Genomic DNA, 20,413 nt, shown 5'->3' on the forward strand with positions numbered 1-20,413 from the left:
TCGTGATCACTTTGTACAGTACAGAAGGGTGCCATCTTTGTGAGATGGCATTTCACTTAACTCAACAACTCAATATTTCAGATCAGGTCGATATTGTAGATATCGCATTTGACGATGAGCTATTTTCGCGTTACGGGGTCACTATTCCCGTGTTGAATTATCAAGGAAATGAGCTCAATTGGCCTTTTGATTTGGAACAACTACAAGCTTGGTTAGATAACAATGGCATTGCTAACAATTAATAACGGATTACTGGCTTACGGTGATCATCCTTTACTAGACCATTCAGACTTCGCGCTTCAAGAAAATGAACGCGTTTGTTTAGTCGGTAGAAACGGCGCTGGTAAATCGACCTTGATGAAGGTGTTAGCCGGTGAAGTCATCCTTGATGACGGTAAACTGACTGTTACTCAAGACGTCGTCGTATCAAGACTTGAACAAGACCCGCCTCGAAACCAAGAAGGTACGGTCTTTGACTACGTAGCGGGTGGCCTTGCTGAAATCGGCGAAAAGCTGAAGATCTATCAAGATCTGCTTGATCTGATTGCGGTAGATGCGTCTGAGAAAAATATTAATAAGCTAGCGCGTATTCAAGAAGAGCTTGAAGCGAACAGTGCTTGGCGTTTTGAAGACCGTATTAAGAATGTTCTAGCGGCCTTAAAGCTCGATGGTCATACAAAGTTGACTGACTTATCTGGTGGCTGGCAACGTAAAGCCGCTCTGGCTCGCGCTTTGGTTCGCGATCCTGATGTATTGTTGCTTGATGAGCCTACCAACCACCTTGATGTAACGACTATCGAATGGTTAGAGAGCTTCCTTAAAGATTTCCGCGGTTCAATTATTTTCATTTCACACGATCGCGCATTCATCAAATCGATGGCGACTCGTATTGTAGATTTAGACCGTGGCAAACTCGCTTCATATCCGGGTGATTATGATAATTATCTGATTGAGAAAGAAGAAGCGTTACGTGTTGAGGAAATGCAAAACGCTGAATTCGACAAAAAACTCGCTCAGGAAGAAGTGTGGATTCGCCAAGGTATTAAAGCACGTCGCACTCGAAATGAAGGGCGTGTTAGAGCGCTTAAAAAGCTCCGAGAAGAACGTAGTGACCGCCGTGAAGTTCAAGGTAAAGCCAATATTCAAATTGATGATGCAGCGCGTTCAGGCAAGATTGTGTTTGAAGCCAAGAACATCAACTACAGTATTGATGATAAGTCGATCGTGAAGGACTTCTCGTTCAATATCATGCGTGGTGACCGTATCGCTCTTATTGGCCCCAACGGTTGTGGTAAGAGTACATTACTCAAGTTACTACTTAACGACCTTGAACCTCAGTCCGGTAAGTTACACTGCGGCACTAAGTTAGAAGTTGCCTATTTTGACCAATATCGTGAAATTCTAGATCCTGAGAAGTCAGTTATTGATAACTTAGCGGATGGTAAGCAAGAGGTGATGGTCGGCGGACGTCAGCGCCATGCGTTAAGCTACTTGCAAGACTTCCTATTTGCTCCTAAGCGTGCTCGAACACCGGTTAAAGCGCTATCGGGTGGTGAAAAGAACCGCTTGCTACTTGCTCGAATTTTCCTCAGATCAAACAACTTGTTGGTGCTAGATGAACCAACTAACGATCTAGATATCGAAACTTTGGAACTTTTAGAAGATTTGCTTGCCAACTATCAGGGTACGTTGTTACTTGTTAGTCACGATCGTCAGTTCGTTGATAACACAGTGACAACGAGTTGGATATTTGAAGGTGAAGGCGTTATTGAAGAGTTTGTCGGTGGTTATCACGATGCTCAACAGCAACGTCTACAAAGCCATCAAGCGCGATCGGATGAAAAACCATCGAAAAGTACTAAACAGGTTGAGGAAACTCCCAAAACGGCGGTGGTTAAGAACAAGCCTCAGAAGTTATCTTATAAACTGCAACGAGAGTTAGAAGCGTTACCCGCAAAACTTGAAGAGCTAGAATCTGAAATCGAGAATTTGCAAGAGCAGGTTAACACTGCGGACTTCTTTTCAAAGTCTGTTGACCAAACGCAACCAATATTAGATAAGTTGGCTGCTACCGAGCAGGAACTTGAAATTGCTTTCGAACGCTGGGAAGAGCTCGAGGCAATGCAACAGGAAAGTTAAGATCAAATGAGTAGTAAAATTTTTAAGATTTCAGCAGTTGCGGCTACAGTCGCAGCTTCTTTCGCAGCAAATGCTGCGTTATACAATGTATACAAGTATGACGATAGCTCAGCAGTGCAAACATATGGTGTTGCGATTTCACCAGTAACTGATTCAGGACAAACGAACTGTTTCAGCGACACGTGTGATCAGCAAACGTCAGCCATTGCTTATGAAGGGAAGCGTTACCAAGAAGGCTTCCAATATCGCGACGAATCGCCATTCTTAGTGAACTTCGGTTTCGACTATATTGATTCCGGCGACAACATTTACGATAACTTTCGCTCGTACTGTTATAACTATCTAGGCTACACGGACTCTATTTGTGAGAACTGGGCAAATAGCCAGTATACTAATGGTTACGCAAACGAAGTCGGCGGCGATATCGACAATTCACGAGCTTATTTAGAAAACACAAGCGTAGCGGGTGACGGCAATGTAATTGTTAACAGTATAAATGCTGCCGGAAAGCCTGTAGGTAACTATCAGACTAATTCCCGCCGTAACACTGCTTACGCTGACTCTGATACCTTTACCGACGGTGATCGTTCTCGTGCATGGGCGCAGTATGATGATGGTTCAAATGTCTACACTGTTGGAAGTGTTTCAACTCAAAACGGTACTGGCGCTGATTACACATCAAAAGCGGCGATCTGGAAAGATGGCGTTGTAAATGAATTGGCTTGGGATAGTGCAGCCGTTCGTGACCGCGTAATGCCGCAAGGTAGCGCTCGTGATATTGCTCAAGTATCTAATAAATTCTACGCCGTTGGATATAACAGTGATGTTGAAGAGCGTTTACGCGCTAGCGTATTCTCTTCTTCAGATGGTAGTACCTGGACATCAACGTTTGTCTCTGGCTTCGATGGTGGCGACCGTGACCTAGATAACTACCTGAACTCAACACTGACTGCTGTCAGTGAAAATGGTGTAGGGGTTGGTACTTATAAGCTGAGAGACGTAGTCAGTAACGGAGCATACAGTAACGGATTATTTTATGTCTCAGACGTCGCTAATCCAACTGCGAAAGTGTTCTCTGGCGATATCTTCTTTACTGGTGCAAATGGCTTAATCGGCGGCATTAACAAGTACGACGAAGTTGTTGGTTCGGTGGATTTTGAAACTCACCGTGAAGTAGATGGTCAACCACGTGCGCAAAGAGCCTTTATCACTCAGCTAACGAGTAAAGCTCAAGCGCCACTTCAAGGCAAAGGTTGGTATCTTGATAACCTTACCTATGGTAGCAACGCATTAGCATCAAACAACGATTACCGTATTATCCAAGCAGGTGATATCAACGATGCGGGTGTTATCGCGGCAACTGCATACTATTGTGAAGGTGGCTACGCGAGTGACGCGATTGATGCTTCTTGTAGCGGCTCATCAAAACTTGTTGCTGTGAAATTAGTTCCAGTGACAGATCCTTCTATTACAGAGCGACCTGTAGAGACCTCTACTGTAGAACGTAGTGGTGGTACGTTAGGGTTCTTTGCTCTGACACTTCTAGGTCTACTTGGGTTCCGTAGAAAATAGGTTAAATATCCAACAAGGGCACAGGTTCACAGTTTTGAATCTGTGCCTTTTTTTTATCTTGAATAAAGCCACATTTTGATCGAATCTTAATCTAGAAGCCATAAAAGCTTCATGTCTATCACGTAACGCAAGCAACGAGATTGCTGGTGGAGTGATAGATTTAAGTAGTACGTTAAGAAAACATTTTATGTATGAGGACGACACTATGAAGAGACAAAAGCGTGACCGCTTAGAAAGAGCTCAATCTCAAGGATATAAAGCGGGCCTTAATGGTCGCTCAATGGAGGCATGTCCATACCAGCAGATGGATGCTCGATCTTATTGGCTTGGTGGTTGGCGCGATGCCAGGGAAGATAAACACTCTGGTCTCTACAAATAACACTCAATCCACATACTTTGAAAGGATCTAGCCCCGAAAGGGGCTTTTAAATGAACACTTAATGCACTATAACTAAATATATTGGGATAAAAAAAGCGACTAAAGTTAGTCGCTATTCTTAAAAGTCTAACTTAAAACGCTGACGTATCTTGGAAAAGACCAACTTTCAGGTCTTTCGCTACGTAGATTTCTTTGCCGTCAACAAGTACACGGCCATCTGCAAGACCCATAACCAGTCTACGGTTAACAACGCGTTTCATGTGAATTTCGTAAGTTACTTTTTTCGCAGTAGGTAGGATCTGGCCAGTGAATTTGACTTCGCCAACACCTAGTGCACGACCTTTACCTTTGCCGCCAACCCAGCCTAGGTAGAAACCAACAAGCTGCCACATTGCATCAAGGCCTAGACAGCCAGGCATTACTGGGTCACCAGGGAAGTGACAGTCAAAGAACCATAGGTCTGGAGTAATATCTAGTTCAGCTAAGATAAGACCCTTACCGTAATCGCCTTCTGTTTCTGACATCTTACTGATGCGATCCATCATTAGCATGTTTGGCGCTGGTAGCTGAGGGTAACCCGGGCCGAACAGTTCACCTTGGCTAGATGCTAGAAGATCTTCACGGTTATAAGAATCACGTTTGTTTTGCATTATCAATTACTCCAAATTTTGATAGGAGCATGTTAGTGAACACGTGTACGCTAAACAACTCCGATCAGTCCATTTTTTAATGATTTACGTCTTACATGAACCAGTTTTTGATTCGTTCCACAAAACCCGGTGGGTGTTCATGTCTTTCAAAGTTTTCAATACGTTGAGCGATCTTACTAATCACACTTTCTTCATCGTCGCCTCTAAACGGCTTACCCATAATGATAGGAATTGCTTCATCGACCGTTGATACCGACCAGATATGAAATTCATTCTTTTTAATGCTTTCCACGACATCTTTATGGAGGGCTAAATGTTTAAGGTTTGTTTTAGGTAAGATCACGCCTTGTTCGCCAGTAAAGCCTTGATGCTTACAAACGTGGTAGAAACCTTCGATTTTCTCATTCAATCCGCCTACCGCTTGTACTCGACCAAACTGGTCCACTGCGCCGGTAACGGCTATTTGTTGATTGATAGGGTATTCGGACAATGCACTCACAAAAGAGCAAAGCTCTGCCAGAGTTGCGCTGTCGCCATCTACTTCGCTGTATGATTGTTCAAACACGACGGAAGCAGAATATGGTAGGGGCTCATCTAATTGTAGGGCGCTGCTGACGAAGGCTTGCATGATCATCATGCCTTTTGCGTGCAGGTTGCCACCAAGCTCGGCTTTGCGCTCTACATCAGAAATGTCACCATCACCGAAGTGGATAACACATGAAATACGTGCCGGTTCGCCATATGACATTGGGTGGCCGGGGACGTCAATAACTGTCAGACCATTGACTTGGCCAATGCATTCACCTTTGGTTTCAATGATGACTTGCCCATCGGTAATATCGGCTAGCGCACGCTCAGGTAAGTAGGCTTCTCGGTGATACTTGTTTTCCAACGCTTGGTCTAAGTCGAGTTCTGATATGAACTGTTGATTAGAGGTCAGTCGTGCTTCTTCAAATAGGGCTAAATACCAAAGCACCTCGATAGGCATGTAGTGCTGATCTTCAGTGTATCGAGCCCCAGCGTTCATAAGACGGTGAATTGCACCAAAGGTAGGTTGGGGCAGCTTATAATGCTCAACCATCCAAGAAATGAACCCTAAGTACTGTTCGATAGTATTGTTATCAAGTGCAAGCTCTGTTTCAACTTCTGTAAAAAGTGCTAACCCGGTATAAAGCTCAGGTTCAAGGTATTCGAAGTCTGCAATTTGGTGTCTGTCACCAACCAGTACGACTTTAATATCATATTTAGTCGATGGTTCATCGAGAGCGATGAATTTGGTATTTGCATTTACTGGATTGACAACCTGTCCCAACAGTACCGACCTTAACACTTGCCAACTGGCAGGGTTAGCAAGCAGGAGTGTCGCTGGAATAACCAAATAACCACCGTTGGCTTTATCAAATAACCCTGAGACTTTGGTGACAATGTCACCTTTTTCGTCACATATGTAAGAGCCGAGAAGTGATGTGATATTCAATGACTCAGTGGTTACACATGGCTTGGCGGAATCAAGAGCACTCAACCCATCTTTAATTAAGTTGCGATAGAAAGCATTATCGATAGAATTTATAACCAGCAGGCGGCTATATCCTGCGAGCTTTGTAAACGTATCTAAAGATTGTTTCAGACGAGGCTGAATGTCGAAAAAATTGACTAGGCTTAGCTCAGAAAATCTTTGAATTTTCGCATCGTAGCGAGAATATTGAGGGGTAACAGCGTGCCAGCTTTCTTGGTTCATTGAATCAAATCATGTGCTTTAATTGGACGCAAAGTATATAGAAAAACTGATGTAGTATATATAGATAATTTATCTAATGATCTTGATCTCTTTTCGAATACAATAGGGATTGTAAGTTATGTTACTTACGGTTACGCTGTCACTCTAACGTATATTAAATGGCCTTGAAATGAAATATCAGCAGCTTGAAAATCTTGAATGTGGTTGGAAATGGACTTACTTAGTCAATAAATGGAAAGCTGGTGAATCTATTACTTGCCACATTGATACGAGTGAGGCTGATACTGCAGTCGCTGAACTGAGAAAAATAGAGCACGAGCCGACCCGAGTTCTTGAGTGGATTGAAAACCATATGGCTCCTGAGCTCGATAATAAGCTTAAACAGGCTATTCGTGCTAAACGTAAGCGCCACTTTAATGCAGAGCAGATCCACACGAAGAAGAAATCGATTGATCTTGATTATCGTGTCTGGGAGAAGCTGTCACACCGTGCCAATGAGTTGGGGTGTACACTTTCTGATGCGATTGAATATTTGCTTTCAGAAGCGTCGAGAAGCGAGAAAGCAAGTAAAGCGGTAACTAGCTTAAAAGAAGATTTGAGTAAATTGCTTGATTAACGTTAGGGGATGTCATGATGCTTTATGTGATTTTGATTGCTGCAATTCTTATATTTTGGTTGGTTGCTATTGACCGACCTATTCTGAAGGTGGCGTTCGTAGACGGAAAAATTGTCAAAGAGAAAGGGCACTTTCCAGCTAGCTTTCGTCATAACGTGTTAGAAATTGCGCATCGCACGCCTTTCAGTGGCGAATTAAAAGTGTACCAACAGCGCTCAGGTACAAAGCTTGTTATGTCGAAAGAGATCAATAAATCAGTTCAACAACGAATTCGCAATGTATTCCCGTTTCAAGGTTTCCGCTCTAAGGGCAATAAAAAGTCAAACTAAGAAGCTTGTCAATTTCCCGTTTCTCTCCTAAATTCTTAGAAGTTAATGGCTAGAAAATTTGCTTGTCATCAGAGCTAATCATGATGACTAAACAGGCTTATTTTTCCATACTAAAGCTCCCTTCGTGTTTGTGCTGATGACACCAAGGTCAATCTACTCGCAATCAAGTTGTCCGTACGGACTATCGATACAAATACAGTCGTCTACACGTTATCTAACATTATATGGTTATGCAAAGTTCTCTCACTACAAATAAGAATTACAACCAAGAAGCTGTTGACCTTGCACGCAAAATATCTCTCTTAACAAAAGAGCGCCATGCCAAGTGGTTAGTCAGTTTAAAATACTTACTCGATCAATCCGATGTTGATGGTGTATTGAGTCGACAGAGTGAGTTTTGTGACAGTGTAATTCTAAACGAGAAAGAGCGAATTACGGATAATCAGCGCCTACTACTCGAATGTGAAAGTTCACGAGTTCAAGAGCGTAGGCAAGCAATTGAAGAAAGACAAAAGATTCATAGTTTTGTTATTGATGATGTCGCAGCCTATGCACAAGAAAAAATTTTCGAGAAGCTCGCGTCTTTACCGGTAAACAAACTTTTCAACCGTTTTCCAGACTTTAGCCATTTTATGAGTATCGCTTACTCGCCATCACTCACTTATACAAAACTGTCGGTGTTAACCACCAATGATACTCAACTGAAATCGGAAGTGATTGAACTAGCGAACAATCCCAAGTTTTGTGAACGCATTGGTAAATCTGCACGCAACCTTCAAGATCCCAAGATAGCAATTGGTACGCTTGGAATTGAAAACTCAAGTTTGCTGTTTCCGATTCTTATGGCGAGGCGTCTACTGAGATGGCAAGACAAGCCAACCAAAAATATAGCCCCTAAGCTATGGCAATACTTAATACTGACGGCCAATGTGACGCGATTAAGGCTAGAGCAGGGCAATGCTAAGAACCCTGAGCAAGGCGTACTTCTTGGTGTATTAAGAACGTTAAGCCATTTTGCCGTCGTCAACCATTTTACTCAGCTCTATGAAGACGCATTAGTCGATAAAATGCAGTACTACCGTGAAAACAACATGCGCGATCAATATTACTCATGCGCAGATGTCACACCAAATCTAAGTATTATCCCGAAACTGATTGTCGAGCTAGAACATACACTGACACAAAAGATAGTTGATGCTCTGGATTGGGGCCCGCAGACTCTTCACTTGAAGGTAGCCTTACAAGAAGATTTGGATCAAGTGCCTATTCTTGAAAGAAGCGAGGCCGGTGTGGCTCTGGCTCAAGCGCAAGCTTATGCTATTTACGATGCGTTGGAACGCAGTGATGTGTTTGTCGAGAAACATAAACCGTTCTGGTTTGCTAACGTTCAGATGTCTGCGGAGTCTATTCAACAAATTTGCGCTAAGCAACCTGGTAAAGTGGAGTTAAGCCAGTAATAACGGGTTAGTCGTGGGTATTTAATGCACTATAACTAAGTAATGTGATGGATTTTAATACATCAAACAGTGCGAAAACTCTTAGCTCAAGTAGTCATTTTTCTAACCAATTCTAGCAGTAACAAACTACCTGGCATAATCTAACAATTATTCAGTGACTTAATATGGTTTGAATGTAACTAATAGACTAGTATCTCCTTGCTTTTGGATAGGCATATTGCAGCCGATTGCTATTATGTACTTTTACGGAAATCAGAAACTTATGGATGAAAATAGTCAAATATGGCGTCAGTACTACGAAAAGGCACGATCTCGACCACACTTAAAGCGTACTGAGCTTGCAGTCCGACTCAACGAATCAGACCTCAAAGTAGCCACGGATGTTGGTTGTGGAACAGGTAGCGATATCGAGTATCTAGAACAACAGGGTTTTCAAGTTCATGGCTTCGATATTAATCCTGATTCCGTCGCTATTTGTAGAGACCGATTTAAGTCAAAGTCATTAGTGGATATCGTAGAGTCTTCGTTTGAGTCGTTCGACTACCCAAAATCTGCTGTAGTAATCGCAAACTCAAGCTTATTCTTCGTTGACCCAGACCAATTTGAAGCGACCTGGAGCAGAATTAAATCTTCCATTGAAATCGGAGGGGTGTTTGCAGGGGACTTCATGGGGTTTAAAGATAGCTGGGCTAAAAACTATCGAAGCCCAACAACAACTTTATCGGAATCAGAGGTAAAGGCTTTGCTCTCTGACTTTGAAATTGTCAGGTTCTTTGAGCGTGATGAAAACGCTAAAACTTCATTGGGTAGAATAAAGCATTGGCATACATATTCCGTGGTCGCTGTGAAACGGACATAAAAACGTTGAACGATAAAGATGGCACTTGATTGCGTAGGAGTAATCTGTTGCTTGATTAGGGGCAAACTCGGGATTTCAAGTGTGACCGCGTAACCTTATTATTTGGCAATGTCGACATGACGCTCATCGAGCGGTAAATACCATGAGATTTAGGCTGCAATAAATTTCTGTTATCGGCGTGATCGGATGATAGCCAACCATCCAACGTTTAACCATGATCGGTTCTACGTGAAAAACGTGAATACGATTGGGGAATTTCGATTCATTGTGCTTAACAGTCAAAAGCCATTGAGTAGACTCGTGACATAGTTAAGACTCAACTTACGCAAACAAAATAAGAAAAGCGATAAACAGACCGACACAGTAAAAATTAATTCTTATTGTTGGAGTAATTAAACGCAGTTTGGAAGCAAACCAACTGTCAGGAATCAAAATAATGACATTTTCCAGGAAAGCCAAGCCGTTGATAAACCTAGTAAAATACCATCACCAAGTGCGCATTATGTATCTTATGTTAAATGGGGTTTATGGAACTCATATATTAGTCTCATCGGTTGCTCCTCTTCTTTCGATTGGCATAGAATCATTCAACATAATTGATTTACCATAAAATACCTAATAAACAGTATTTATAATCTGACGATTCTAATACTGTTTATTAATGGTTTTTAACACAGCGCTGAAGCCTTTCCGTTTATCGCGAATGTATCACCATTTAATACATCAAAATGATGACGGTTTACTGCGGCATCAAACTCTTTTTTCAATCCAGGAAAGTTAGAATGTGCCGCGATTCGATTCGACGTCGTTGTGATAATCAAATTTTTGGCTGTGTAGACTTTGCTATGCATCTTCTTATACAGCGACTTATTGCCATCCATTTTCTTATATAGCTCAAGTATTTGCTCTTTCGAGAGATTCAATGTGGCGCTTTGTTTGAATCTTGTTCCCCAACTAGAGAGTATTTTCTCTGCAAAATCGCGAGTGACGAATCCTGGGCCTAGTAATAAATGCTCTCCTTTACTGCCGCCACTAGTTCTTGAAGCTCCAACGAGCGTCCCGTGTCGACCTGGCATTAGAGTTGTGTAAAACTTGGTGCTCTTGTGTAAGTTAGGCATTCTCGCTTTAAAAAACAGTGAGCGTTCATCCTGTGCAAAAACGCAGACAATTTGCTTAACGTTCGGCCCCAATGTTTTATAGTTATTAAAAGCGTTCATACCTCCCGGCACGGGATCTAAGGCGAAGATATTCACTTTTATGTTGGCTAAAGATGGGACTTTGAGTAATGCGTTTGCCAGTTCAAAACAAGTGACGCCTCCTCGACTCCAGCCGATCAAATTTAATTGTGTAACAGGATTTCTTTGTCGTTCGCTAGACAACATTTGCATTTGAGCGTTTAACCCAGACTTTAGATCCAGTGCCAACTCGTCACGCTGTGCTTTCCATGCTGAAAATGCGGAGCTTACGCGATTAAATGGCTTTGACGCACTTAATAGGTTTGAAGCTCGGCTTTTATAATCATAACCCGCAGGTTGTGTATTTCCCGTGAGTAGATTAATGACATGCTTTATATTGCTATCTACACCGCGGCCTGCTAGTTGGCCAAGCAGTGCTGAATACGTATTGTCTAGAGTCTGCTTCTTCCATTCGCTTAGGTTTCCGCTACCAACGCCATCAACTTGTATATAGTCGAAATTATCTTTACCGATGACGTTCTTGGCGAGTACGGACACAAGTTCGCCGGCGGCATAACTTTTATGTACATGGTTTTCTGATGTTGCACCAGTGCCACTAAAAAACACGGTAACTGTGCTCATTGGAATCCCTTATTCTTATATCTTGGCGAATTCTAGTTAAAGCCGGGCCCACATATGCGTTCGGATTAACCTACCTTTTAGCTTATGTTGTTATTTTATAAGTTATTTATTATCAACAGCTATGTAATGATTATTAACCATTGATAATACAATGGTAGGATTTGACTTAGACAAGATTGTAAATTGAGGCATCATGCCCATTTATTGGTCTGACCTTCCTTTCTAGCAGGCAACCCTTAAGAGTATTGCCGTTCAATTTAAGTTTACTGCTTACATTTGTGACAATGTCACTTTATTAAATGCGAAATCGGACACCTGCTAAATTGTTTTCTTCTAGGTCAGATATTGTGATTTCAAAGTCACTGTTCTTGTTAGAATGCAGCTCCCAAAACTCCGCTTTTTCAATGATTTGGACATCGCTTGCTTGCGTTTTTATAGTCCAGTCATCAGACGGCTTTTTAAGTAATATTTTATTTTCTAGCCTTTCAGCGCTGAATGTCTCGTTTTTAACAGTAAAAACACAATTTGGTTTCAAGTGACACTCGATAGATTTAGCTGAGTCAAATGTCACTGTCCGCCAAACAAACACGCCAATAAGCAGGGTTAACATGATGATTATTTGAACAAAACGCCCTCGCGTAAGTTTTTCGGCAGCCATTCTGCGGTGTTCTCCGTGTAACAAACTTCAAAGTTTTAAAATAAAAGGCCAAAACCAGACCGACTGTAAGGTTACTACTCTGTCATTGAATTGTTAAATGCAGTATAGTTGGCGGCTGAAAATGCCACTTTTTCTTAAAATCAGCAAGAATAATTAACTGATTGTTTCAGATTGTTTTTCTTTATGGTTTGGGTGGCATTACGACATGTGTCGTGTTGGAAGTAAAGTGTAGTTAATTAGAAATTGGAAGCATGCAAATGAGCCAAGAAAAGCAGCTTGAACAAAACTACAACTATACAGTCGTTCGTCAGTTTACCTTAGTGACCATTCTCTGGGGTATTGTCGGCATGGCTGTTGGTGTTTTGATTGCCGCTCAATTAGTTTGGCCACAGCTAAACTTTGATACGCCGTGGTTGACGTATAGTCGCTTACGTCCTCTGCATACTAATGCGGTTATTTTCGCGTTCGGTACAAGTGCCCTATTCGCAACGTCTTATTACGTTGTTCAGCGTACCTGTCAGCAACGTTTATTTGGTGGCCCTCTTGTCGCCTTTACCTTCTGGGGTTGGCAAGCCATTATTTTAGCAGCAGCTATTACTCTACCGTTAGGTTTTACCTCTGGTAAAGAGTACGCTGAACTAGAATGGCCAATCGACATCGCCATCGCAGTTGTCTGGGTTTCTTATGCGATTGTGTTCTTCGGAACATTGATCACTCGTAGAACCTCTCACATCTACGTAGCAAACTGGTTCTTCGGTGCCTTTATTATCACTGTCGCTGTCTTACACATCGTAAACAGCATGGCGATCCCTGTCTCTATGGGTAAATCGTACTCGATTTATTCTGGTGCAGTAGACGCAATGGTTCAGTGGTGGTACGGTCACAATGCGGTAGGTTTCCTACTGACAGCTGGTTTCCTAGGTATGATGTACTACTTCGTACCTAAGCAAGCTGAACGTCCTGTTTATTCATACCGTTTGTCTATCGTTCACTTCTGGGCACTAATCTCTCTATACATTTGGGCTGGCCCTCACCACCTACACTACACTGCTCTTCCTGATTGGACGCAGTCACTAGGTATGGTGATGTCACTGGTACTGTTTGCACCTTCTTGGGGTGGTATGATTAACGGTATCATGACGTTATCAGGTGCTTGGCACAAACTTCGTTATGACCCAATTCTTCGTTTCCTAATCGTATCTCTATCGTTCTACGGTATGTCTACGTTCGAAGGTCCAATGATGTCAATTAAGACAGTTAACGCACTGTCTCACTACACTGACTGGACAATCGGTCACGTACACTCTGGTGCTCTAGGCTGGGTTGCAATGGTATCTATCGGTTCGGTATACCACCTTGTTCCTAAGCTGTTCGGCCAAGAGCGTATGTACTCTGTAAGCATGGTTAACACGCACTTCTGGCTAGCAACTATCGGTACAGTTCTGTACATCGTTGCGATGTGGATCTCTGGTGTTATGCAAGGTCTGATGTGGCGCGCAGTGAACTCTGACGGTACGTTGACTTACAGCTTCGTAGAATCTGTTCAAGCGTCTTACCCATTCTACTTTGTACGTTTCCTAGGTGGTTTCATCTTCCTAGCAGGTATGTTCCTAATGGCATACAACACGTACAAGACAGTAAGCGCGCCAAAAGATAGCCTAAAAGCTATCCCACAGCCGGCATAAGGAGATTTAAGAATGAGTTCAAATTCTAACAATCGCCACGAAATTGTAGAACGCAATGTCGGTTTACTCGCGATTCTTATCGTTTTTGCAATCAGTTTAGGTGCTCTAGTTGAGATCACACCTCTGATTTTCCAAAAACAAACCACTGAGCCTGTTGAGAACTTACGTCCTTATACAGCACTTGAAATGGAAGGCCGTGATATTTACATCCGTGAAGGTTGTAACGTATGTCACAGCCAGATGATTCGTCCATTCCGTTCTGAAACGGAGCGTTACGGTCACTACTCTGTTGCTGGTGAAAGTGTATACGAGCACCCATTCCTATGGGGTTCTAAGCGTACAGGTCCTGACCTAGCACGCGTTGGTGGTCGTTACTCTGATGAGTGGCACCGCGTTCACCTAATTGACCCACGTGAGTTGGTTCCTGAGTCAAACATGCCTGGTTTCCCATGGCTTGAAGAGAACGTTCTTGATGGTAAGGACACTCAGAAGAAACTAACAATCTTCCGTGATCAGTTTGGTGTTCCATACACTGATGAGCAAATTGCAAACGCGTCTAAAGATGTAGAAGGTAAAACTGAGATGGATGCCATCATCGCTTACCTTCAATCTCTTGGTCACGCAATGAAATAATAAGGGGTGATTATGGATATCGGTACTATTCACAGTATTTGGACCATAGTGCTTTTCGTAAGCTTTATAGGCGTTGTTTGGTGGGCTTATGGCAAGAGCCGTAAGTCTCGTTTCGACGAAGCCGCTAACCTTGTATTCGCTGATGAAGAGCAAGCACCTTCAAAAGAACAAGGAGTGACTAAGCAATGACTACATTTTGGAGTCTTTGGATAATCATCATTACAGTCGGTACGTTAGTTGGCTGTGCTGTGATCCTTTATTGGTGCCTTAAGGATAAGATGGGCGTCGAGGAAGGTGCAGACATGGGCCACGAATACGATGGTATTCGTGAGCTTAACAACCCACTACCGAAATGGTGGACTTACCTATTTGTTAGTACGTTTATCTTCGCTGCGATTTACCTAACGCTTTACCCAGGCCTAGGTAGCTTTAAGGGCGTTCTAGGTTGGCAGAGTTCTGACCAAACGGTTCGCTCAATTGAAGAATCAAAAGCGTCGATTGCGGCTTCTCAACAGAACAAGCAACTGGTTCAATACGCTAAAGAGCTTGATGATGCAGATACCTACTTTGGTGAAGCATTCAAGAAACTTGCATACGTAGATGGTTCAACTGAACTGCGCCCTATCCCTGAAATTGCAGCGGATAACGAAGCGGTTAAAGTTGGTCAGCGTCTGTTCCTACAGAACTGTTCTCAATGTCACGGTTCTGATGCTCGTGGTCTGAAAGGTTTCCCTAACCTTACTGATGACGCTTGGCTATATGGCGGTGAGCCAGAAGCTATCGTTACTACAGTAATGCACGGTCGAATCGGTCAAATGCCAGGCTGGAAAGACGCTCTAGGTGAGCAAGGCGTGAAAGAAGTTGTAAGCTACACGCTAAGCCTATCTGGTCGTTCTGTAAACGCAAAAGAAGCCGAAGCTGGTAAAGCACGATTCGTTGTGTGTGCAGCGTGTCACGGTACAGATGGTAAAGGTAACCCAGCAGTGGGCGCACCTGACCTTACTGACCAAGACTGGCTATTTGGTGGTTCACGTGCAGACGTAACTGAAACAGTAATGAACGGTCGTTCGGGCGTAATGCCAGCTTGGAAAGATATTCTAGGCGAAGACAAAGTTCAGCTTGTTTCTGCTTACGTTTGGAGCCTAAGCAACTCGGAACAATAAGTTACACTTCAATAACAGCCCCTTACTTTCTATAGATGGTAATGGGGCTGTCTTTCCTTTACAGTTAAAGCCCTAATTTATTTAATTTTTTTAATTGAGAACTATTTATGGAAAAGCCTTGGTATAAGCAGTTTTGGCCCTGGTTTATACTCTCCCTTACGGTCGGGGTATCTATATTAACTTTGGTTCGAGTCGCGATACTTACTAACCATTCAGTTCATTTGGTGACTGAAGACTATTATAAAAAAGGTAAAGGTATAAATGTCGACATATCAAGAGTTAACGTTACTAAAGAGCTAGGTCTTGACGCTACTGTCCGCTCTGAAGGCGACACCGTAGTGATTCAATTTAATAAAGGCCAGTTAGATCACTATCCTGCGATCACCGCTATGTTTGCTCACCGCACTCTTCCTGATCATGATTTCACTAAGCTTATTACATCTGATGCTCGCGGTAGCTATCGATTCAAACTTGATAATGAGCTTCAAGGCCCATGGTTTATTGAACTGACTCCACATGACGAAAAATGGTTAATCCAAGGTCGTGTTGAGTTCCCAACATCGTCAGCAATACAACTATCCAATTAAGAAACGTCTATGTGTAAATCCTGTTATCACTGTGGTGAAGATGTACCAGCCAACACGGATTTCAACGTCGAAATTTTGGGCAGCATTAGAGATATGTGTTGCCCAGGCTGTGAGACGGTAGCTCAAACTATCGTCGACAGCGGTTTGGTCTCTTATTATCAATATCGCACCGCCCCGGCAGAAAAAGCCGATCTTGTCCCAGAGCAACTACAAGCCCTAATTCATTATGATAATGATGATGTTCAAGCTGAGTTTGTACGAAATAGCGAGAACTGTTCTGAAGTAACCTTGTCACTTGAAGGCGTGTCTTGTGCCGCTTGTGCATGGTTGATTGAAAAGCAAGTTGCAGCTAAGTCGGGCGTCGTTTCTATTCGAGTGAATACGACAACTAACCGAGCACTTCTAGCTTGGGATAAGTCGCAAGTTCGTCTGAGTGAACTTCTTTCCTCTATTCATCGATTAGGCTACAAAGCCGCCCCATTCGAAGCAGACAAGCAAGAAGCCTCTTACCATGAGCAGATGAAGCAATACCTCTATCGTTTAGGTATTGCAGGCCTTGCAACGATGCAAGTAATGATGCTTGCTGTTGCGCTATATCTGGAGGTGTTTGGTGACCTCGAACCTGAATTCAAAAACTATTTCCGCTGGGTAAGCTTGATTTTCGCAACCCCTGTAATGCTTTACTCGGCTCTTCCTTTTTATCTCAATGCATGGCGCAGTCTTCGCAGTCGCACCTTGGGGATGGATGTACCCGTCTCTATTGCTATGATCTTCGCTTACTTTGCTAGTTTAGTCGCAACGGTCACTGAACAAGGCGAAGTGTTCTTCGAGTCGATCTCGATGTTTGCTTTCTTCCTACTCGTCGGTCGCTTCTTAGAAATGCGCGCACGTCGTAAAGCGGCAGCGGCAAGTGGTAACCTGTTAAAGCTTATTCCAGCAATAGCAAACAAGCTAAACGGCGATCAAGTCCCTGTTAAGACGCTAAAAGTGGGTGACCAAATCCGAGTATTACCTGGTGAGCATATTCCTGCTGACGGTAAGATTATGTCTGGCCGCGTTCATATCGATGAATCCATGCTTACGGGTGAATCTTTACCAGTAGTAAAACAGGTTGATGATCACGTGTACGCTGGCACCCTCAATGGTGAAGAATCGTTTGAATTGGAAGTGACCTCTTCTAAAGCCGATTCAATGATATCTAACATTGTTCGCCTACAAGATGAAGCGCAACTTTCTAAACCAAAAATCGCGGAAATTGCTGACATCGTCGCTCGCTATTTTGTAGCGGTGATACTTATTGTTGCTGCAGGCACCTGGTTCTTCTGGCACTCAAGTCGTCCAGACGACGCGTTTTGGATTATGTTGTCAGTGTTGGTCGCAACTTGTCCTTGTGCCCTCTCCTTAGCAACACCAACGGCGCTGACATGTGCAACTTCACGTATGGGTAACCTTGGTATTCTTCTGCGTAAAAGTCATGTCTTTGAAACGCTTTGCAAAGTGAATCATCTTATTGTCGATAAGACCGGGACACTGACTCATGGTGATATCGAAATCGACCAAGTCCAACTGTTTAGCGATTTTTCAGAGCAACAAGTTCTAGCGATTGCAGCGTCACTAGAATCGCATGCAAACCACCCTATTGCTCGTGCCTTTAAACCTTATTTGGATCGCTCTGTTAGCGTTGATGACGTAGAAAATGTCATCGGTTCTGGCATAGTTGGCTCTCTAGATTCCAAGCAAGTAAAAATTGGTAGTGCACATTACGTACTGGGTGACACGCACTCTGCGCAAGCGAATACGGTTTACTTATCGGTAGATGGTGTCCATGTCGCGAACTTTGTTTATCGCGACCCTATCCGCTCTGAAACTAAAGAGTTCATTGAGAAATTCCAGCAAGCCGGTGTAAAGGTGACGCTACTTACCGGTGATACCCAAGAGAATGCGCAAATCGTTGCTTCTCAAATCGGTATAGAAGATGTCATTGCTGGGGCTAAGCCACAAGATAAACTGGCTTACCTCAACGGTACAGATGAAGGTGATATAACCATGATGATTGGTGATGGTATCAATGACGCACCGACTCTTGCCGGAGCACACCTTTCTGTTGCAATGGGTGGTGGTGCTGACGTTGCCAAAGCATCTGCAGATATGGTCCTGCTCGGTGATCGACTTGATAGAATTCTCGAAGCGAGAGAGCTTGCTCAGCAAACTCGTCGGATTATTAAAGAGAACTTGGCTTGGTCGCTAGGTTACAATTTATTGATCCTTCCGTTAGCTGTTGCGGGTTTTGTTGCACCATATTTTGCTGTCGTCGGTATGTCTGCCAGCTCAATTATTGTAATATCTAACTCTCTTCGTTTGCTTAAAGAAAAAGGTCGATAAATGGAAAGCCTTTATATCCTTATCCCTATTGCCATTGTTTTGGTGTGCGTTGCTGTTGCTATATTTTTATGGGCAGTGAAGAGTGATCAATTCGAGGACTTAGAGAGACAAGGACACAATATCCTACTCGATGAGGATGAGCCAAAAGAGAACCCACCTAAATGAGCCCAGATTGGATTGGCGCTTTCTTAATTGGTTTAATCGGCGCTGGCCATTGTATGGGAATGTGTGGTGGTATTGCCTCTATGCTAACCATCGGCCAGTCACAACCTTCTAAAACGATACCGCTGTTTTATAATTTCGGCCGTCTTGCCAGCTACGCATTTATTGGTGCTATCGTTGGCGGGACCGTCGCTTCAATTAGCGAAATTAGCTCGATAAATAATGCACTCACTTGGTTAAGACTCGCTGCGGCTGTGTTTATGGTACTCCTCGCTTGCTACATTGGTCGGTGGTGGCAAGGCCTACTCGCAATTGAAAAGCTTGGCCAATCACTTTGGCGAGTGATTTCTCCTGCTGGTAAATCGCTGTTGCCTCTCAAGTCTCCAGTTCATGCGATCCCCTTCGGTTTCATTTGGGGCTGGTTACCTTGTGGGCTTGTTTACTCAACGTTAACTTGGTCAGCGGTTTCCGGTAGCGCATTAAATGGTGCTTTGATCATGGCGGCATTTGGCCTAGGTACTCTACCCGCAATGCTGTTAATGGGTTTTGGCGCTACATATTTACATAAGCTGCAACAATCCCAAATTTTCCGTAACCTTGGCGCTCTAATTTTATTAACCTATGGCCTGTATACTGGCTATGGCGCAATAATTTTATTATCAATAAGTTGATAGATTGCTGTTTTTCCCTACCTTTTTTCACTACCCTTTGTAGGTAATGAGTGCTAAAATATTGATGTATATCAAATAGTGAAAGGTTGTTATGATTTCTGAAAAGCCTGCAACAAAGCGCATTCAGTCTGGTGGTTGTGCGATCCATTGCCAAGATTGTAGTATTAGCCAACTTTGTATTCCATTTACGTTAAATGAATCAGAGCTCGATCAGCTTGACCAAATCATTGAACGCAAAAAGCCAATTCAAAAAGGTCAGGAGCTGTTCAAAGCGGGAGATGAACTAAAATCTCTTTACGCAATTCGTTCAGGCACGATCAAAAGCTATACAATTACTGAGCAAGGTGATGAGCAAATTACTGCATTCCACTTAGCGGGTGATCTTGTTGGCTTCGACGCTATTACTGGCGACCTTCACCCTAGTTTCGCTCAAGCTCTAGAGACATCTATGGTATGTGAAATCCCATACGAAATATTAGATGACCTTTCAGGTAAGATGCCAAAACTGCGTCAGCAAATCATGCGCCTGATGAGTAACGAGATCAAAGGCGACCAAGAAATGATCCTCCTGCTTTCTAAAAAGAATGCAGAAGAGCGCTTAGCGGCCTTTCTTTACAACCTATCAACGCGTTTCTCTCAGCGTGGATTTAGTCCTCGTGAGTTCCGTTTAACCATGACTCGTGGTGATATCGGTAACTACCTAGGTTTAACGGTTGAGACAATTTCTCGTCTATTGGGTCGTTTCCAAAAGTCAGAGATTTTAAGCGTGAAAGGTAAATACATCACTATCTTAGATCACGATGCTCTGATGGAATTAGCTGGCGTTTCAACAGAATCATAATATCTTTCAATGATGTAGCTCACTATTCATTCCGATAATGAGCTACATCATAATTCTTTCAAATTCCTCAATTTT

At 43.0% G+C, this 20,413-nt stretch carries 21 protein-coding genes; 17 read left to right on the top strand and 4 right to left on the bottom strand.

The features are described 5' to 3' along the window. Positions 1–2 precede the first annotated feature (2 nt). From VIA_RS15255 to rmf, 4 genes are all read left to right on the top strand, one after another. Entirely contained in the window at positions 3–242 is a 240-nt protein-coding gene (locus tag VIA_RS15255) for a glutaredoxin family protein (RefSeq protein WP_071816325.1), read from the top strand. Then, on the top strand, positions 223–2,139 hold the full coding sequence (locus VIA_RS15260) for an ABC transporter ATP-binding protein (RefSeq protein ID WP_004414026.1): 1,917 nt from the start codon (positions 223–225) through the stop codon (positions 2,137–2,139). The genes VIA_RS15255 and VIA_RS15260 overlap by 20 nt, the downstream gene beginning before the upstream one ends. 6 nt (positions 2,140–2,145) lie before the next feature. Then, complete coding sequence (locus VIA_RS15265; RefSeq protein WP_004414027.1) at positions 2,146–3,711, top strand: DUF3466 family protein; 1,566 nt, start codon at positions 2,146–2,148, stop codon at positions 3,709–3,711. Positions 3,712–3,916: 205 nt separating this feature from the next. After that, positions 3,917–4,090 (top strand): ribosome modulation factor, encoded by a 174-nt coding sequence (gene rmf, locus VIA_RS15270; protein ID WP_004414030.1) that lies wholly within the window; start codon positions 3,917–3,919, stop codon positions 4,088–4,090. A gap of 131 nt (positions 4,091–4,221) precedes the next feature. Here the strand turns inward: rmf and fabA are convergent, their stop codons facing one another. Together fabA and VIA_RS15280 are read right to left on the bottom strand one after the other, a co-directional pair. After that, positions 4,222–4,740 carry a bifunctional 3-hydroxydecanoyl-ACP dehydratase/trans-2-decenoyl-ACP isomerase gene (fabA, locus tag VIA_RS15275; protein WP_004414032.1) on the bottom strand — a complete coding sequence of 173 codons (519 nt, stop codon included), beginning with the start codon at positions 4,738–4,740 and terminating at the stop codon, positions 4,222–4,224. Between the two features lie 91 nt (positions 4,741–4,831). After that, the gene (locus VIA_RS15280; protein WP_004416919.1) at positions 4,832–6,478 is read right to left on the bottom strand and encodes an AAA family ATPase; all 1,647 of its coding nucleotides are present in this window, start codon (positions 6,476–6,478) and stop codon (positions 4,832–4,834) included. A gap of 169 nt (positions 6,479–6,647) precedes the next feature. Between VIA_RS15280 and matP the strand changes: the two genes are divergently transcribed. The 4 genes from matP to VIA_RS15300 all read left to right on the top strand — a co-directional run bounded on the left by matP (position 6,648) and on the right by VIA_RS15300 (position 9,739). Further along, entirely contained in the window at positions 6,648–7,094 is a 447-nt protein-coding gene (gene matP / locus VIA_RS15285) for a macrodomain Ter protein MatP (protein WP_004414035.1), read from the top strand. Between the two features lie 17 nt (positions 7,095–7,111). Then, on the top strand, positions 7,112–7,423 hold the full coding sequence (locus VIA_RS15290) for a DUF3634 family protein (RefSeq protein WP_004414036.1): 312 nt from the start codon (positions 7,112–7,114) through the stop codon (positions 7,421–7,423). A gap of 224 nt (positions 7,424–7,647) precedes the next feature. Beyond that, positions 7,648–8,880, top strand: coding sequence for an HDOD domain-containing protein (locus tag VIA_RS15295; RefSeq protein WP_004414037.1), 1,233 nt, complete (start codon positions 7,648–7,650; stop codon positions 8,878–8,880). 262 nt (positions 8,881–9,142) lie between these two features. Further along, positions 9,143–9,739, top strand: coding sequence for a class I SAM-dependent methyltransferase (locus VIA_RS15300; protein ID WP_004414040.1), 597 nt, complete (start codon positions 9,143–9,145; stop codon positions 9,737–9,739). A 668-nt stretch (positions 9,740–10,407) separates the two neighbouring features. Here the strand turns inward: VIA_RS15300 and VIA_RS15305 are convergent. Together VIA_RS15305 and VIA_RS15310 are read right to left on the bottom strand one after the other, a co-directional pair. Then, positions 10,408–11,556, bottom strand: coding sequence for a hypothetical protein (locus VIA_RS15305; RefSeq protein ID WP_004414041.1), 1,149 nt, complete (start codon positions 11,554–11,556; stop codon positions 10,408–10,410). A gap of 295 nt (positions 11,557–11,851) precedes the next feature. Then, complete coding sequence (locus tag VIA_RS15310; protein WP_004414042.1) at positions 11,852–12,214, bottom strand: hypothetical protein; 363 nt, start codon at positions 12,212–12,214, stop codon at positions 11,852–11,854. A 257-nt stretch (positions 12,215–12,471) separates the two neighbouring features. Here VIA_RS15310 and ccoN point away from each other — a divergent pair, with 257 nt between their 5' ends. From ccoN to VIA_RS15355, 9 genes are all read left to right on the top strand, one after another. Further along, positions 12,472–13,899, top strand: a complete 1,428-nt coding sequence (gene ccoN / locus VIA_RS15315) for a cytochrome-c oxidase, cbb3-type subunit I (RefSeq protein ID WP_004414043.1) — start codon at positions 12,472–12,474, stop codon at positions 13,897–13,899. A 12-nt stretch (positions 13,900–13,911) separates the two neighbouring features. Then, the gene (ccoO, locus tag VIA_RS15320) at positions 13,912–14,532 is read left to right on the top strand and encodes a cytochrome-c oxidase, cbb3-type subunit II (protein WP_004414044.1); all 621 of its coding nucleotides are present in this window, start codon (positions 13,912–13,914) and stop codon (positions 14,530–14,532) included. 12 nt (positions 14,533–14,544) lie between these two features. Further along, positions 14,545–14,721: a CcoQ/FixQ family Cbb3-type cytochrome c oxidase assembly chaperone gene (locus VIA_RS15325; protein ID WP_004414045.1), complete on the top strand. Its 177-nt coding sequence runs from the start codon at positions 14,545–14,547 to the stop codon at positions 14,719–14,721. Further along, positions 14,718–15,695 (top strand): cytochrome-c oxidase, cbb3-type subunit III, encoded by a 978-nt coding sequence (gene ccoP / locus VIA_RS15330; protein ID WP_004414046.1) that lies wholly within the window; start codon positions 14,718–14,720, stop codon positions 15,693–15,695. The genes VIA_RS15325 and ccoP overlap by 4 nt, the downstream gene beginning before the upstream one ends. A 107-nt stretch (positions 15,696–15,802) precedes the next feature. Continuing rightward, a complete protein-coding gene (locus VIA_RS15335) occupies positions 15,803–16,282 on the top strand; it encodes a FixH family protein (protein ID WP_004414047.1) in 480 nt (159 codons plus the stop codon). A gap of 9 nt (positions 16,283–16,291) precedes the next feature. Further along, a complete protein-coding gene (locus VIA_RS15340) occupies positions 16,292–18,664 on the top strand; it encodes a heavy metal translocating P-type ATPase (RefSeq protein WP_004414048.1) in 2,373 nt (790 codons plus the stop codon). Beyond that, the gene (gene ccoS / locus VIA_RS15345; protein WP_004414049.1) at positions 18,665–18,829 is read left to right on the top strand and encodes a cbb3-type cytochrome oxidase assembly protein CcoS; all 165 of its coding nucleotides are present in this window, start codon (positions 18,665–18,667) and stop codon (positions 18,827–18,829) included. Next, positions 18,826–19,497, top strand: a complete 672-nt coding sequence (locus tag VIA_RS15350) for a sulfite exporter TauE/SafE family protein (protein ID WP_004414050.1) — start codon at positions 18,826–18,828, stop codon at positions 19,495–19,497. The genes ccoS and VIA_RS15350 overlap by 4 nt, the downstream gene beginning before the upstream one ends. A 91-nt stretch (positions 19,498–19,588) precedes the next feature. Next, the gene (locus VIA_RS15355; protein WP_004414051.1) at positions 19,589–20,338 is read left to right on the top strand and encodes an FNR family transcription factor; all 750 of its coding nucleotides are present in this window, start codon (positions 19,589–19,591) and stop codon (positions 20,336–20,338) included. Positions 20,339–20,413: the final 75 nt, after the last annotated feature.

Source organism: Vibrio orientalis CIP 102891 = ATCC 33934 (genome assembly GCF_000176235.1).
Taxonomy (GTDB): domain Bacteria; phylum Pseudomonadota; class Gammaproteobacteria; order Enterobacterales; family Vibrionaceae; genus Vibrio; species Vibrio orientalis.

Bases quoted from the DNA above. Each gene is read 5' to 3' on its own strand.
- VIA_RS15265 (WP_004414027.1), top strand. From the start codon at position 2,146: ATGAGTAGTAAAATTTTTAAGATTTCAGCAGTTGCGGCTACAGTCGCA.
- VIA_RS15300 (WP_004414040.1), top strand. From the start codon at position 9,143: ATGGATGAAAATAGTCAAATATGGCGTCAGTACTACGAAAAGGCACGA.
- fabA (WP_004414032.1), bottom strand. From the start codon at position 4,740: ATGCAAAACAAACGTGATTCTTATAACCGTGAAGATCTTCTAGCATCT.
- ccoP (WP_004414046.1), top strand. From the start codon at position 14,718: ATGACTACATTTTGGAGTCTTTGGATAATCATCATTACAGTCGGTACG.
- VIA_RS15305 (WP_004414041.1), bottom strand. From the start codon at position 11,556: ATGAGCACAGTTACCGTGTTTTTTAGTGGCACTGGTGCAACATCAGAA.
- ccoS (WP_004414049.1), top strand. From the start codon at position 18,665: ATGGAAAGCCTTTATATCCTTATCCCTATTGCCATTGTTTTGGTGTGC.
- VIA_RS15290 (WP_004414036.1), top strand. From the start codon at position 7,112: ATGCTTTATGTGATTTTGATTGCTGCAATTCTTATATTTTGGTTGGTT.
- VIA_RS15280 (WP_004416919.1), bottom strand. From the start codon at position 6,478: ATGAACCAAGAAAGCTGGCACGCTGTTACCCCTCAATATTCTCGCTAC.
- ccoO (WP_004414044.1), top strand. From the start codon at position 13,912: ATGAGTTCAAATTCTAACAATCGCCACGAAATTGTAGAACGCAATGTC.
- VIA_RS15350 (WP_004414050.1), top strand. From the start codon at position 18,826: ATGAGCCCAGATTGGATTGGCGCTTTCTTAATTGGTTTAATCGGCGCT.
- ccoN (WP_004414043.1), top strand. From the start codon at position 12,472: ATGAGCCAAGAAAAGCAGCTTGAACAAAACTACAACTATACAGTCGTT.
- VIA_RS15325 (WP_004414045.1), top strand. From the start codon at position 14,545: ATGGATATCGGTACTATTCACAGTATTTGGACCATAGTGCTTTTCGTA.
- VIA_RS15335 (WP_004414047.1), top strand. From the start codon at position 15,803: ATGGAAAAGCCTTGGTATAAGCAGTTTTGGCCCTGGTTTATACTCTCC.
- matP (WP_004414035.1), top strand. From the start codon at position 6,648: ATGAAATATCAGCAGCTTGAAAATCTTGAATGTGGTTGGAAATGGACT.
- VIA_RS15295 (WP_004414037.1), top strand. From the start codon at position 7,648: ATGGTTATGCAAAGTTCTCTCACTACAAATAAGAATTACAACCAAGAA.
- VIA_RS15355 (WP_004414051.1), top strand. From the start codon at position 19,589: ATGATTTCTGAAAAGCCTGCAACAAAGCGCATTCAGTCTGGTGGTTGT.
- VIA_RS15310 (WP_004414042.1), bottom strand. From the start codon at position 12,214: ATGGCTGCCGAAAAACTTACGCGAGGGCGTTTTGTTCAAATAATCATC.
- VIA_RS15260 (WP_004414026.1), top strand. From the start codon at position 223: ATGGCATTGCTAACAATTAATAACGGATTACTGGCTTACGGTGATCAT.
- VIA_RS15340 (WP_004414048.1), top strand. From the start codon at position 16,292: ATGTGTAAATCCTGTTATCACTGTGGTGAAGATGTACCAGCCAACACG.
- rmf (WP_004414030.1), top strand. From the start codon at position 3,917: ATGAAGAGACAAAAGCGTGACCGCTTAGAAAGAGCTCAATCTCAAGGA.